The sequence below is a fragment of the Streptomyces sp. NRRL S-495 genome, assembly GCF_000966955.1.
Taxonomy (GTDB): Bacteria; Actinomycetota; Actinomycetes; order Streptomycetales; family Streptomycetaceae; genus Kitasatospora; species Kitasatospora purpeofusca.
Genome location: NZ_JZWY01000071.1, coordinates 1 through 14,389 on the forward strand (window position 1 = coordinate 1; position 14,389 = coordinate 14,389).

General features: G+C 72.1%; 11 protein-coding genes. 3 read left to right on the plus strand and 8 right to left on the minus strand.

Going from position 1 to position 14,389, the window contains the following annotated elements; genetic code table 11:
• Nucleotides 1-151: 151 nt before the first annotated feature.
• A complete protein-coding gene (locus tag VR45_RS04945; RefSeq protein ID WP_045938482.1) occupies nucleotides 152-421 on the minus strand; it encodes a hypothetical protein in 270 nt (89 codons plus the stop codon).
• 153 nt (nucleotides 422-574) lie between these two features.
• Between VR45_RS04945 and holA the strand changes: the two genes are divergently transcribed.
• Nucleotides 575-1,576, plus strand: coding sequence for a DNA polymerase III subunit delta (holA, locus tag VR45_RS04950; protein ID WP_045938441.1), 1,002 nt, complete (start codon nucleotides 575-577; stop codon nucleotides 1,574-1,576).
• 12 nt (nucleotides 1,577-1,588) lie between these two features.
• Here holA and VR45_RS04955 read toward each other — a convergent pair whose 3' ends face one another.
• The 3 genes from VR45_RS04955 to VR45_RS04965 form a co-directional block, all read right to left on the minus strand.
• A complete protein-coding gene (locus VR45_RS04955; RefSeq protein WP_045938442.1) occupies nucleotides 1,589-2,269 on the minus strand; it encodes a hypothetical protein in 681 nt (226 codons plus the stop codon).
• A gap of 569 nt (nucleotides 2,270-2,838) precedes the next feature.
• Nucleotides 2,839-3,108 (minus strand): 30S ribosomal protein S20, encoded by a 270-nt coding sequence (gene rpsT, locus VR45_RS04960; RefSeq protein ID WP_045938443.1) that lies wholly within the window; start codon nucleotides 3,106-3,108, stop codon nucleotides 2,839-2,841.
• Between the two features lie 229 nt (nucleotides 3,109-3,337).
• Nucleotides 3,338-3,643, minus strand: a complete 306-nt coding sequence (locus tag VR45_RS04965) for an antibiotic biosynthesis monooxygenase (RefSeq protein ID WP_045938444.1) — start codon at nucleotides 3,641-3,643, stop codon at nucleotides 3,338-3,340.
• 268 nt (nucleotides 3,644-3,911) lie between these two features.
• Between VR45_RS04965 and lepA the strand changes: the two genes are divergently transcribed.
• Nucleotides 3,912-5,783 carry a translation elongation factor 4 gene (gene lepA, locus VR45_RS04970; protein WP_045938445.1) on the plus strand — a complete coding sequence of 624 codons (1,872 nt, stop codon included), beginning with the start codon at nucleotides 3,912-3,914 and terminating at the stop codon, nucleotides 5,781-5,783.
• A gap of 94 nt (nucleotides 5,784-5,877) precedes the next feature.
• Here the strand turns inward: lepA and VR45_RS04975 are convergent, their stop codons facing one another.
• The 4 genes from VR45_RS04975 to VR45_RS04990 form a co-directional block, all read right to left on the minus strand.
• Nucleotides 5,878-6,945 (minus strand): FAD-dependent oxidoreductase, encoded by a 1,068-nt coding sequence (locus VR45_RS04975; RefSeq protein WP_045938446.1) that lies wholly within the window; start codon nucleotides 6,943-6,945, stop codon nucleotides 5,878-5,880.
• 128 nt (nucleotides 6,946-7,073) lie between these two features.
• Complete coding sequence (gene sigJ / locus VR45_RS04980) at nucleotides 7,074-8,048, minus strand: RNA polymerase sigma factor SigJ (protein ID WP_078896243.1); 975 nt, start codon at nucleotides 8,046-8,048, stop codon at nucleotides 7,074-7,076.
• A gap of 135 nt (nucleotides 8,049-8,183) precedes the next feature.
• Nucleotides 8,184-10,082 (minus strand): ABC transporter ATP-binding protein, encoded by a 1,899-nt coding sequence (locus tag VR45_RS04985; protein WP_045938484.1) that lies wholly within the window; start codon nucleotides 10,080-10,082, stop codon nucleotides 8,184-8,186.
• 197 nt (nucleotides 10,083-10,279) lie between these two features.
• Entirely contained in the window at nucleotides 10,280-12,013 is a 1,734-nt protein-coding gene (locus VR45_RS04990; protein WP_045938447.1) for an ABC transporter ATP-binding protein, read from the minus strand.
• 388 nt (nucleotides 12,014-12,401) lie between these two features.
• Between VR45_RS04990 and VR45_RS04995 the strand changes: the two genes are divergently transcribed.
• Nucleotides 12,402-14,324: a long-chain fatty acid--CoA ligase gene (locus VR45_RS04995; protein ID WP_045938448.1), complete on the plus strand. Its 1,923-nt coding sequence runs from the start codon at nucleotides 12,402-12,404 to the stop codon at nucleotides 14,322-14,324.
• Nucleotides 14,325-14,389 lie beyond the last annotated feature (65 nt).

Below are 14,389 nucleotides of genomic sequence, written 5' to 3' on the forward strand. Positions count from 1 at the left end.
GGGGAAGGGCATGCCGGTGCGCTCCGGGTGGGGCCCGGAGCGCAAGGGGAGCGATGAACTGGACCGGGCCCGACGAACCGGGACCACCCAGCACCTCGCGTGGGAAGTCGGCCCGGCCGACTTCCCACGCGATCCTCCGCGAGGGGGAGGGTCAGTGTTGCTCGCGCCAGCCGTCGTGGGAGGCGGCGACGGTGTCGAGGGCGTCGAGGAGGGCCGGGGTCCAGCCGTGCTCGGGGGGTTCCACGACCACCAGCCACTGGGCGTCCTCGGCGTCGTCCTCGCCGGCGAGGGCGTCCCGGACGATCTCCGGCTCGCCGAGGTCGGGGTGGTCCGCGCCGAGCTCCTCGGCGGCCTCCTCGGCGGCGTCGCGGTCGGGCAGGACGAGCAGTTGCCGGGCGTGCGGGTCGAAGTCGTCCGGCAGGTCGGCTGCGTCGGCGGCGACGGGCTCGGCGACGGGCTCGGCGACGGACTCGGTGGTGGGCCCGGTGGTGGGGTCAGTGGTGGGGTCTTCGGTCACCCGCCCATTCTCCAGGGCGGCCGGAGCTGTCCGTGCCCCGTGGGATGCTGGTAGGCGATGGCCAGGAAGAGTGCACCCGACGACCTGCTCGCCCCGCTGACCCTCGCGGTCGGCCAGGAGGAGCTGCTGCTGGACCGCGCGGTGGCCCAGGTGGTGGCCGCGGCGAAGGCCGCCGACCCGGACACCGATGTGCGGGACCTCCCGCCCGGGGGCCTGCAGCCCGGCAGCCTGGCCGAGCTCACCACCCCTTCGCTCTTCGCCGAGCGCAAGGTCATCGTGGTCAGGGCCGCGCAGGACCTCTCCGCCGACTCCGTGAAGGAGGTCAAGGCGTACATCGAGGCTCCCGCCGAAGAAGTGATCATGGTCCTGGTGCACGCGGGCGGCGCCAAGGGCAAGGGCCTGCTGGACGCGGGCCGCAAGGCCGGCGGCCGCGAGGTGGCCTGCGCGAAGCTCGCCAAGGCGAGCGAGCGGCTGGCCTTCGTGAAGGGCGAGTTCCGCACCCTCGGCCGCTCGGCGACGCCGGAGGCCAGCCAGGCCCTGCTGGACGCGCTCGGCAGCGATCTGCGCGAGCTGGCGGCCGCGTGCAGCCAGCTGACCTCCGACGTCGAGGGCACCATCGACGAGACCGTGGTGGCCCGCTACTACAGCGGCCGGGCCGAGGCCACCGGCTTCGAGGTGGCGGACCTGGCGGTCACCGGCCGGGCCGCCGAGGCGCTGGAGCGCCTGCGCTGGGCCCTGGCGGTCGGCCAGCCGCCGACCGGCATCACCTACGCGCTGGCGTCCGGCGTGCGGAGCATCGGGCGGCTGGCGACGGCCGGGCGGAACATGCGCCCGGGGGACCTGGCCCGTGAGCTGGGCATGCCGCCGTGGAAGGTGGAGCGGGTCCGCCAGCAGATGCGCGGCTGGACGGGCGACGGCGTGGCCGTGGCGCTGACGGCGATCGCGCAGGCGGACGCCGCCGTCAAGGGCGGCTCCGACGACCCGGCCTACGCCCTGGAGCGTGCCGTGGTCGCCGTGGCGAGGGCCGCCAGGGCCGGTTCCCGGCAGCCCTCGTACTGAGCCCGCCCCCGCCTACGGGCCGCCGATCGCCTTGAGCATGTCCCGGGTGTCGTCGAGCATCGCCTTGCGCACGGTCTCCCGGTCCAGGGTGTGGTTCTTGCCGACCTGGTAGTTGTCCGTCCAGTACAGCGAGTACGTCATGCCGCCGTCCCGGACCTGCAGGTAGTAGTTGATGTCGTGGAAGGTCTTGTCCGAGCTGGTCGGTTCGTCACCGTAGGCGAGGTAGGCCTCCTCGCCGAGGCCCGGAACCGGGGTGATCTCGTACTTCTGCTGCTCGAAGTACTGCCGCAGGGCGGCGAACTCCGGGGCGGAGTCGACGGCCCGGTGCAGTTCGGCCCGGATGTCGAGGGTGGCGTAGTCGGTGGTCTCGCTGTCGGTCGGGGTGCGCTTCATCAGCGCGTAGCAGCGCATGACGTCCATGGCGTCGGTGCGGCCGACGTGTTCCAGCGGGTAGTTGTCCACCATCTTGTACTTGCCGCGGAACGCGGTGAGCTTGCCGGCGTCGCAGATCCGGTCGACCGCGTGGTAGCCGCGGAGGCTCTTCGCCGCGGACCCGTCGTCGACGAGGCCGGGCACCACGAGCACGGTGCCGGTCCAGACCGCCGAGGCGAGGATCGCGCCGACGAACGCCCAGGTCGCGTTGCGCCGCAGGCCGCCGCCCCGGCGACCGTCCGGGGCCGGGGCGCCGGCCACTGCCGCCGAGCCGGGCACCGTGGGTGCGCCCGGTGCGCCGGGAGCGCTGGGGAGGCCGGGCGGCGGCCCGAAGCCGGGCGGGCTGTTCGGCGCCGGTGGCTGCGACTGCTGCGGGAAGCCGGCGAAGCCGGGTCCGTTCTGCGATGACGGTGACGGTGCCGGTGAAGGTGATGACGGCGGCGGTGTCCCCAAAGTGTGCCCCCCTCGGGCCTGCGACGTGGGTGCCGGAGACCCGACCCTATCGGCCGGGCCGGGCGACCGTTCGAGGAAAGCGACGGTGGCCGGGCCGTCCCGGTTCCCGCCCCCGCCCGGCCGTTGGACGGCCCCCGCCCGGCCGTTGGACGGTCGTCGGACGGGCGCCCGGAAACGCCGACTGCCCGCCCGGTGTGTACCGGGCGGGCAGTGGCGGGGAAGTCCTGCGGGCAGGTACTTCCGGTCAATCCCTGTGCACCGCACCCGCGTGGCGAACGCAGGCCGCGTGCGGTGCGAAGTCTGTTGTGCGCCTCGGGGGTTCCGGGTAGAGGGCCGGGCGTCCCGAGGGGTGGGGCCGTCGTGCGGCCCCGGGGGCGTCAGGCCTGGACGGCGGTGTTGACGCGCTTGGTGATGGCCGACTTCTTGTTGGCGGCCTGGTTGGCGTGGATGACGCCCTTGCTCACGGCCTTGTCCAGCGCCTTGGAGGCGGCGCGGGCCAGCACAGCGGCCTTCTCGGTCTCGCCGGCGGCAGCGGCCTCGCGGGCCTTGCGCAGAGCGGTCTTCAGCGAGGACTTGACGGCCTTGTTGCGCAGGCGCGCCTTCTCGTTGGTCTTGTTGCGCTTGATCTGGGACTTGATGTTCGCCACGAAAGTGCCTCAGTCTGTGAAATCGGTTCTGGGGGTTCCCCGGCCGGAGGCTGGGGAGGTTTGCACCAGCGACCCTTGGAGCAGCTGAGAGGGCATGCCGGGGCCAGGTGCAGCGGCCAACGCTACCAGGGTCGGCGGGCCCGGCCCAAACCGGGCGGGCACGGCGCGGGCACGCGGTGGGGGCGCGCGCTGGACGCCCGGTCGAGGTGCGACGGGCGCCGGGTGCCGGTCAGGCCCGCAGCAGCGGCTCGCCGTAGTGCTCGACCTCGGGGAACGGCCGGTAGAAGTGGTGCAGCAGCGCACGCCACTGCTGGTACTCGGGGGAGCGGCGGAATCCCTCGGTGTGGTCGGTGAGGTTCTCCCACTCCACCTGGAGCAGGAACCGGGAGCCGCGCCCCTCGTCCAGGCAGCGGCGCAGCGCCAGGGAGCGGAAGCCGGGCCGGCCGGCGATCAGGGGGCGGGCCTCGGTGAAGGCGGCGAGGAATTCCTCCTCCCGGCTGGGCAGGACGTCGAGCAGGGCGCTTTCGAGGATCATGGCCGGCCATCCTGCCCTGCCGCCCCGACTCCCCACTCCACCGCCCGGCAGGCCCAGTACGCCCCGCAGGCCCCGGGGGACCCCGCGGGACAGCCCCCCGCAGGCCCCCCGGGCGGCCCGAAGCGGACGGGTGGCGCGCGGTCCGCCCGCGGGAGGTGGGAAGATGGGAGGAACTATCTCGATCGGACGACCGTCCGGTCGCCCGGGAAGCCGGTCAGCGATGATCCGGACACCCCCGGCCCCCGGACCAACGGAGAATCGGACCAAGGTGCCCGCGACCCCCAGCAATGTGCCAGAGCCCAGCCGTACCGACCCGGCGCTGATCCGCAACTTCTGCATCATCGCCCACATCGACCACGGCAAGTCGACCCTCGCCGACCGGATGCTGCAGATCACCGGTGTGGTCGACCCGCGGCAGATGCGCGCCCAGTACCTCGACCGCATGGACATCGAGCGCGAGCGCGGCATCACGATCAAGTCGCAGGCCGTCCGTCTCCCGTGGGCGCCGAGGACCGGTCCCCACGCCGGGAACACGCACATCCTCAACATGATCGACACCCCGGGCCACGTGGACTTCACGTACGAGGTGTCGCGTTCCCTCGCGGCCTGCGAGGGCACCGTCCTGGTCGTCGACGCGGCCCAGGGCATCGAGGCGCAGACCCTCGCCAACCTGTACCTGGCGCTGGAGAACGACCTCACGATCGTCCCGGTGCTGAACAAGATCGACCTGCCGGCCGCGCAGCCGGAGAAGTACGCCGCGGAGATCGCCCACATCATCGGCTGCGACCCGTCCGACGTGCTCCAGGTCAGCGCCAAGACCGGTCTCGGTGTCGAGGACCTGCTGGACCACATCGTCAACACCGTCCCGGCCCCGGTCGGCGTCAAGGACGCCCCGGCCCGCGCGATGATCTTCGACTCGGTGTACGACTCCTACCGCGGCGTGGTCACCTACGTCCGTGTCGTGGACGGCCAGCTGACCAAGCGCGAGCGCATCGCGATGATGTCCACCGGCGCCACCCACGAGCTGCTGGAGATCGGCGTCATCTCGCCGGAGCCGAAGGTCGCCGACGGCCTGGGCGTCGGTGAGGTGGGCTACATCATCACCGGTGTGAAGGACGTTCGGCAGTCCAAGGTCGGTGACACCATCACGTCGATGCACAAGGGCGCCACCGTGCCGCTCGGCGGCTACAAGGACCCGCGTCCGATGGTGTTCTCCGGCCTGTACCCGCTGGACGGCTCGGACTACCCGCTGCTGCGCGACGCCCTGGACAAGCTGCGGCTGAACGACGCGGCGCTGGTGTACGAGCCGGAGACCTCGGTCGCGCTCGGCTTCGGCTACCGCTGCGGCTTCCTCGGCCTGCTGCACCTGGAGATCATCCGGGAGCGCCTGGAGCGCGAGTTCAACCTCGACCTCATCTCCACCGCCCCGAACGTGGTCTACCGGGTGATCATGGAGGACGGCAGCGAGCACACCGTCACCAACCCGAGCGAGTTCCCGGTCGGCAAGATCGCCGAGGTGTACGAGCCGGTCGTGCGCGGCACCATCCTGGCGCCGAACGAGTTCGTCGGCGCGATCATGGAGCTGTGCCAGTCCCGCCGCGGCAACCTCCAGGGCATGGACTACCTGTCCGAGGACCGGGTCGAGCTGCGCTACACCCTCCCGCTCGCGGAGATCGTCTTCGACTTCTTCGACCAGCTGAAGTCCAAGACCCGCGGTTACGCCTCGCTCGACTACGAGCCCATCGGCGAGCAGACCGCCGACCTGGTCAAGGTCGACATCCTGCTGCACGGCGACGCCGTGGACGCGTTCTCCGCGATCGTGCACAAGGACAAGGCCTACGGCTACGGCGTGATGATGGCCGGCAAGCTGCAGAAGCTGATCCCGCGCCAGCAGTTCGAGGTGCCGATCCAGGCCGCGATCGGCTCCCGGGTGATCGCCCGTGAGACGGTCCGCGCCATCCGCAAGGACGTCCTCGCCAAGTGCTACGGCGGTGACATCTCCCGTAAGCGGAAGCTGCTGGAGAAGCAGAAGGAGGGCAAGAAGCGGATGAAGATGGTCGGCCGGGTGGAGGTCCCGCAGGAGGCCTTCATCGCCGCGCTGTCCACCGACGCCGAGACCCCCAAGGGCGAGAAGAAGTAACCGAGGGGCAGGCGGCCGGCGAGGACCCGGCCGTCTGCTCTCCACCGTGAGGGGCCCGGGACGCAGTGCGCGTCCCGGGCCCCTCACGCGTGCCTCAGCGCAGCGACATCACTACGCTCTTGAGGATCGCGGCCTTGACCAGCCGCCCGGTCCGGCCGGTGAGTACGGCGGGCCGCATCGAGTCGTCGCCGTGGATCAGCTGGACCAGCCCGTCGCGCCGGCCGAGGCTCAGGCACTGCACGAGGTAGCGGAAGGCGAACGGCTTGTCGGTGCGCCCGGCGAGTACCTTGCCGAGGTACTGGCCCTGCGGCAGGGCGGTGGCGCAGCCCATCCGCAGGGTGCCGGTGCCGGGGACGGTGACCTCGGCGGCGTCGCCGATCACGTACACCTCGGGGTGCGAGACCGACCGCAGGTGGTCGTCGACGATCGCCCGGCCGGCCGGGGTGACGGCGAGGCCGGCCTCGGCGGCGAGCGGGTGCGGTTCCATCGAGGCGGCCCAGACGACCAGGTCGGCGGGGATCCGGCCGTCGGCGGTGGTGAGGCCCTCGGGGTCGACGGCGGTGACGGCGGTGTGCTCGTGGATCGCGACGCCGAGCCCGCGCAGCACCCGGTGGACGTGGCCGCGGCCCTTGGCCGAGAACCAGCCGCCGACCTGGTCGGCGGCGACGATCCGCACCGTCCAGCTGGGGTGGGCCTCGGCGAGTTCGGCGGCCAGCTCGATGCCGGTGGCGCCGCCGCCGACCACGGCGACGGTGCCGGGGCGGTCGGCGGTGCGCAGCCGTTCGGCGATCGCGGCGGCGCGTTCGGCGGCGTAGGCGTGCTCGGCGGCGCCGGGGACGTCGTGCCAGGCGGTGCGGCTGCCGAGGGCGTGGACGAGGGTGTCGTAGGCGACGACCTCGCCGTTGTCGAGGACGATCTTGCGGCCGGCGAGGTCGATCCCGGTGGCGCGGGCCGCGATGTGGCGGACGGCGCGTCCGCGCAGCACCTCGGCGACGGCGGGCCGGTGCTCGGGGTGCCCGGCGGCCGTCTCGTGCTGCCGGACGCGGTGCAGGATCCGCTGCTCGGGGGCGATCAGGGTGACCTGTCCGCGCTTCCCGGCGCGGGTGGCGGCGGCGAGGCCCGCGTAGCCGGCACCCAGTACGACGATCTGCTTCTCGGTCATGTCGTCCCGCTCCTTCGTGGCGCCGTCGGCGGCGTCCGGTCGCGGCGCCCCCGGGGTGGCCGGGGAGCGCTCTCCGCGTGTTCGGAAGGGGGACGACGGAGCCCGTCGGAGTGTGACGGTGGTCTGCGTCACACTGCCGGAGGGGTGGCGGCGGGGTTGAGGTGGGTGAGCTTCTCGGGGTTGACCACGATGTACGCCGAGGTGATCCGGCCGTCGGCGACCGTGAAGCCGACCACGCCGCCGACCAGGCCCGGCTGCTGGTACCAGACCAGGCCGGGTTCGCCGTTGACCAGGGCGAACTCGATGACGGTGTCGGGTGTGCCCCACTTGGCGACCATGCCGGCGACGAGCCGGGAGACCTTGTCCGCGCCGAACACCGGGCGGGCGCCGGCGGTGACGAGGCCGCCGCCGTCGGAGTGCCAGACCACCTCGGGGTCGAGGACGGCGAGCAGGCCCTCGATGTCGCCGCGGGCGGTGGCGGCGGCGAAGGCCTCGACGGCCTGCCGGTGCTCGGCCGGGTCGGCGGTGGCCCGGCGGCCGCCGTCCTTGACCCGGCGGCGGGCGCGCGAGGCGAGCTGGCGGGCGGCGTCGGGGCTGCGGTCGAGGGAGGCGGCGATCTCGTCGAAGCCGACGGCGAAGACGTCGTGCAGGACGAAGGCGGCGCGTTCGGCGGGGGTGAGCTGTTCGAGGACGGCGAGCAGGGCCAGCGAGACGGATTCGCCGAGTTCGGCGAGCTCGGCGGGGGAGGCGGGGCCGCTCTGGTAGGAGACGGACGGTTCGGGCAGCCATTCGCCGAAGTAGGACTCGCGGCGGGCCCGGGCCGAGCCGAGCTGGTCGTAGCAGAGGCGGGTGACGACGGTGGTGAGGAAGGCGCGGGGGTCGGCGACGCCGGCGCGGTCGGCGGCGCGCCAGCGCAGCCAGGCCTCCTGGAGGACGTCCTCGGCGTCGGTGAAGGAGCCGAGCATCCGGTAGGCGACGGAGCCGAGGTAGCGCCGGTTGGCCTCGAAGGCGTCCGGGACGGTGCGGCCGGTCGTGGCCGCGTCGGTGCTGCCGGTGCTGCCGGGGCTGGGCGCGGCGGTCGTCGCCGACGGGTCGTCACTCACGGCCCTACGGTAGCGTCCCGCCCCCGGGCGCGGCCGGGCGGGACGGCCCCGGACGTGCGGGAACCCGGGGCGGTCGGCCGTCGGGCCGGCCGCCCCGGGTTCGCGGAGAGGTTCGCCGGGAGGATCCCCCGCGGGCTACTCGACCTCGGCGACCGCCTCGGCGAACTGCGCCTGGTAGAGCCGGGCGTAGGCCCCGTCGGCGGCGATCAGCTCGTCGTGGCCGCCCTGCTCGACGATGGAGCCGTTCTCCATCACCAGGATCACGTCGGCGTCCCGGATGGTGGAGAGCCGGTGGGCGATGACGAAGCTGGTGCGGCCGGTGCGCAGCCGGGCCATGGCCCGCTGGATGAGCACCTCGGTGCGGGTGTCGACGGAGCTGGTGGCCTCGTCGAGGACCAGGATCGAGGGCTGGGCGAGGAAGGCGCGGGCGATGGTGATGAGCTGCTTCTCGCCGGCGCTGACGCCGGTGCCCTCGTCGTCGATGACCGTGTCGTAGCCGTCCGGCAGGGTGCGGACGAAGCGGTCGACGTGGGCGGCCCGGGCGGCCTCGACCACCTGGTCGCGGGTGGCTCCCTCGGCCCCGTAGGCGATGTTGTCGGCGATGGTGCCGCCGAACAGCCAGGTGTCCTGGAGGACCATGCCGATCCCGGAGCGCAGGTCCTCGCGGGACATGGCGGCGATGTCGACGCCGTCGAGGGTGATCCGCCCGGAGCTGACCTCGTAGAACCGCATCAGCAGGTTGACCATGGTGGTCTTGCCGGCGCCGGTGGGGCCGACGATGGCGACGGTCTGGCCGGGTTCGACCTTGAGCGAGAGGTCCTCGATGAGCGGCGTGCCGGGGTCGTAGCGGAACGCGACGTCCTGGAAGACCACCCGGCCGCGCAGGGTGTCGGGGCGTTCCGGCATGGCCGGTTCGGGGGTCTGCTCGGCCGAGTCGAGGAGCTCGAAGACGCGCTCGGCGGAGGCGACGCCGGACTGCACCAGGTTGGCCATGCTGGCGACCTGGGTGAGCGGCTGGCTGAACTGCCGGGAGTACTGGATGAAGGCCTGGACGTCGCCGATGGACAGCGCGCCGCTGGCCACCCGCAGGCCGCCGACGACGGCGATGAGCACGTACTGGAGGTTGCCGATGAGCATCATCGCGGGCTGGATGATGCCGGAGATGAACTGGGCCTTGAAGCTGGAGGCGTAGAGGGCCTCGTTGTGCTCGCGGAAGGTGGCGGCGGACTCCTGCTGGCGGCCGAAGACCTTGACCAGGGTGTGGCCGGTGTACATCTCCTCGATGTGCGCGTTGAGCTGCCCGGTGGAGCGCCACTGCTGGACGAACTGGGGCTGGGCGCGCTTGCCGACCCGGGTGGCGACGACGACGGACAGCGGGACGGCGATCAGCGCGATCAGGGCGAGCAGCCAGGAGATCCAGAACATCATGGCGAGTACGCCGATGACGGTGAGCAGGGAGTTGATCACCTGGCCGGTGGTCTGCTGCATGGTCTGGCTGATGTTGTCGATGTCGTTGGTGACCCGGCTGAGGACCTCGCCGCGGGGCTGCTTGTCGAAGTAGCTGAGCGGCAGCCGGGCGAGCTTGGCCTCGGTGTCCTGGCGCAGCCGGTAGCCGACGCGCTGGATGGCGCGGGCGGCGAGGCGGCCCTGGACGACGCCGAAGACGGCGGAGGCGACGTAGATGGCGAGGACCCAGAGCAGGATGCTGCCGATGGCGTCGAAGTCCATGCCCTGGCCGGGGGTGAAGTCGACCGAGGAGATCAGATTGGCGAGGTCGCCGTCGCCGCGGGCGCGCATGGCGTCGACGATCTGCTGCTTCGAGGAGCCGGCCGGGAAGCGGGTGCTGACGACGCCGGCGAAGATGAGGTCGGTGGCGTGGCCGAGGATCTTGGGGCCGACGATGGCGGCGCCGATGCTGAGGACGCCGAGGCCGAGGACGCCGGCGATCAGGGCGCGTTCGGGGCGGAGCAGTTTGAGCAGCCGCTTGCCGGAGGTCTTGAAGTCCATGGACTTCTCGGCGCCCTGACCGCCCATGAAGCGGCCGGGGCCGGCGGGGCCGCGGCGGGCGGCGGCGGACTGGGAGTCACCGGCCGGCGCGTCGGGGCCGCCCGGTCCTCCCGGCCGTCCGCCCGGTCCGCCGGGTCCTCCCGGGCGTCCGCCCGGCGCCTTGGCGAAGTCCGGCCGTCCGCCGGGTGCTTTGTCGGACCCGGGTGCGGGCCTGTCGGGGCTGGTCACGCCGCCTCCTGCTCGGTGAGCTGGGAGAGCACGATCTCCCGGTACGTCGGGTTGCCGGCCATGAGCTCGCCGTGGGTGCCGGTGCCGACCACGGCGCCCTCGTCGAGGACGATGATCCGGTCGGCGTCGCGGATGGTGGAGACGCGCTGGGCGACGATCACGACGGTCGCTTCGGTGGTCTCGCGGGCGAGGGCCTTGCGCAGCTTGGCGTCGGTGGCGTAGTCGAGCGCTGAGAAGGAGTCGTCGAAGAGGTAGATGTCGGGCCGGCGCACCAGGGTCCGGGCGATGGCCAGGCGCTGGCGCTGGCCGCCGGAGACGTTCCCGCCGCCCTGGGCGATGGGCGCGTCCAGGCCCTCGGGGAACTTCTCGACGAACTCCTTGGCCTGGGCGATCTCCAGCGCGTGCCAGAGCTCCTCGTCGGTGGCGTCGGGCCGGCCGTAGCGGAGGTTGCTGGCGACGGTGCCGGAGAACAGGTAGGGCTTCTGCGGGACGAGTCCGACGCTGTCCGAGACGGCGCCGGGGTCGAGTTCCCGGACGTCGACGCCGCCGAGCAGGACCTGGCCGGAGCTGACGTCGAAGAGCCGGGGGACGAGGCCGAGCAGGGTGGACTTGCCGCTGCCGGTGGAGCCGATGACGGCGGTGGTCTCGCCGGGGCGGGCGGTGATGTCGATGCCGCGCAGGACGGAGGCCTCGGCCCCGGGGTAGCGGAAGTCGACCTCGCGCAGTTCGAGGTGGCCGCGGCGCAGCACCTCGGTGACGGGGTCGGCGGGCGGTACGACGCTGGAGTCGGTGCCGAGCACCTCCTGGATGCGCTCGGCGCAGACCTCGGCGCGCGGCACCATCATGAACATGAAGGTGGCCATCATGACGCTCATCAGGATCTGCAGCAGGTAGGAGAGGAACGCGGTGAGCGCGCCGATCTCCATGTCGCCGCTGTTGATCCGGTGGGCGCCGAACCACAGCACGGCGACGCTGGAGATGTTGACGACCAGCATCACGCTCGGGAACAGGTAGGCCATCAGCTTGCCGACCTGCAGCGAGACGCCGGTGAGGTCCTCGTTGGCGTCGGCGAACCGGTTCTGCTCGTGGTCGTCCTTGACGAAGGCGCGGATGACCCGGATGCCGGTGATCTGCTCGCGCAGCACCCGGTTCACGGTGTCGATCTTGTCCTGCATGCTGCGGAAGCGCGGGCGGAGCTGGCGGACGAGCACGGCGACCACGATGGCGAGGGCGGGGACGACCGCCAGCAGCAGGCCGGAGAGCGGTACGTCCTGGTTGAGGGCCATGATGATGCCGCCGACGCACATGATCGGCGCCGCGACCATCATCGTGAACGACATCAGGACCAGCATCTGGACCTGCTGAACGTCGTTGGTGGTGCGGGTGATGAGGGACGGGGCGCCGAACTGGCCGACCTCGCGGGCGGAGAAGCCCTGGACGCGGTCGAAGACGGCGGCGCGGATGTCGCGGCCGACGGCCATGGCGGTGCGCGCCCCGTAGTAGACGGCGCAGATCGAACAGAGGGTCTGGAGGACGGTGACGCCGATCATCACGGCGCCCACCTGCAGGATGTAGCCGGTGTCCCCCTTGATCACGCCGCTGTCGATGATGTCGGCGTTGAGTGTGGGCAGGTAGAGCAGCCCGAGGGTGGACACCAGCTGGAGCAGCACCAGCAGGGTGATCGGTCGGGAATAGGGGCGGAGGTACGCCCTTAGCAGTCTGATCAGCACTGGCTCACTCTTGTCGTCGGCGGCGGCTTTGGCATCCCAATTCTCGTTGTTCGGAGGGCTCGTACAGCCGATTCCGGGCAAGCGAGCCGGATCTTTGTCCGGCTCTTTGCCGAACGTTCCGGGCGGCCGGGTGGTGCCGTGCACCGATGGTTCGGGAGGGTGCCAGCTCGGTCCGCCCTCTTACGGAATGACCGGTTTCCCCCTAGGCTGCTGAAAGCCCTCTTGTTACTCACTGGTACCGGCCCGGTTTCGTCAGGCGGGCCGGCGACCGCCCCCACGGCCGCCGCGCGTCCCGTCCGCGGTGCCGGTCCCAGCCGCAGTGCCGGTCCCAGCCGCAGACCCGTCCCTCCACGTCCATCGGACGGCCACCCGCCCCCGGAGGTCCTCGTTGAGTTCCGCGCAGTCCCTGATCGACTCCGGCCGTCCCGACCTCGTCGCCGGGCGCCCCACCTCCGTCGCCCACCTGTTCCAGGAGCGGGTCGCGCTGACCCCCGGCGGTGAGGCCTACCGCTACCCGGTGCCGGTGGACGAGCACGCGGCGGACAGCACCCCCGGCGCCGAGCAGTGGCGGTCGCTGACCTGGGCGCAGGCCGCGACCCGGGTGTACGCGGTGGCGGCGGGGCTGCTGTCGCTGGGCATCGAGGCCGAGGACCGGGTCGCGCTGGCCTCCTCCACCCGGCTGGAGTGGGTCCTGGCCGACCTCGGCAACATGTGCGCGGGCGCGGCCACCACGGCCGTCTACCCGAGCACCAACGCCGACGAGACCGCGTTCATCCTCTCCGACTCCGGCTCCCGGGCCATGTTCGCCGAGAACACCGCCCAGCTGGACAAGGTGGTCGCGGAGCTGGACCGGCTGCCCGCGCTGGAGACGGTGGTGCTCTTCGACGCGCCCGACGGGCCGCCGGAGGCCGGCCGGCTGAAGGTGCTCTCCTTCACCGAGCTGGAGCAGCTCGGCGCCGAGCACCTGGCCGCGCACCCGGACGCGGTCGAGAAGGCGATCGCCGCGCTCGACAAGGAGCAGCTGGCGACCCTGATCTACACCTCCGGCACCACCGGCCGCCCCAAGGGCGTGCGGCTGGTGCACGACTGCTGGGCGTACGAGGGGCGGGCCCAGGAGGCCAGCGGGCTGCTGGCCGCCGACGACGTGCAGTTCATGTGGCTGCCGCTGTCGCACGTGTTCGGCAAGACCCTGATCTCGGGGCAGATCGCCACCGGGCACGTGATGGCGCTGGACGGCCGGGTGGACCGGATCATCCACAACCTCCCGGTGATCCGGCCGACCGTGATGGCCTCGGCGCCGCGGATCTTCGAGAAGGTCTACAACGGCATCGCCGGCAAGGCCAGGGCCGAGGGCGGCGCCAAGTACAAGATCTTCCTGTGGGCGGCGCGCACCGCCCGCGACCACGCCCGCGCGGTGCAGGAGAGCCGGGTGGCGACCGGGGTGGGCACCGCCCCGCTGGGGCTGCGGCTGAAGCACGCGATCGCCGACCGGCTGGTGTACTCGAAGATCCGGGCCGCGTTCGGCGGCCGGCTGCGCGGGGCGGTGTCCGGCAGTGCCGCGCTGGCGCCCGAGATCGGCTACTTCTTCGTCGGCGCGGGCGTGCCGATCCTGGAGGGCTACGGCCTGTCCGAGACCAGCGCCGGCTCCTGCGTCAACCGGGCCGAGGACATCCGGGTGGGCACGGTGGGCCGTCCGCTGCCGGGCACCGAGGTGCGGATCGCCGAGGACGGCGAGATCCTGCTGCGCGGCCCCGGCGTGATGCGCGGCTACCACAACCTGCCGGAGAAGACCGCCGAGGTGCTGGAGTCGGACGGCTGGTTCCACACCGAGGACATCGGCGAGCTGTCCCCGGACGGCTTCCTGCGGATCACCGACCGCAAGAAGGACCTGTTCAAGACCTCCGGCGGCAAGTACGTCGCGCCGAGCGAGGTGGAGGGCAAGTTCAAGGCGGTCTGCCCGTTCGTCAGCAACATCCTGGTGATCGGCAACGGCCGCAACTTCTGCACCGCGCTGATCGGCCTGGACGAGGCCGTGATCATGCCGTGGGCCGCCGAGCACGGGATGGCCGGCAGCTCCTACGCCGAGGTGACGGCCGACCCGCGGACCCACGAGCTGATCGAGGGCTTCGTACGGCGGCTGAACGGCTCGCTGCAGCGCTGGCAGACGATCAAGAGGTTCCACCTGCTGCCGCGCGACCTGGACGTCGAGCACGGCGAGCTCACCCCGAGCCTGAAGATCAAGCGCCCGGTGGTGGAGCGGACCTACGCGGACGAGGTCACCGCGATGTACTCGGGCGCCAACGAGGCCTGATCCCGGCCCCGTAGCACTCCGTAGCACTCCATAGCACTCCGTCCCGTACGGCCCGGGGGGATCAC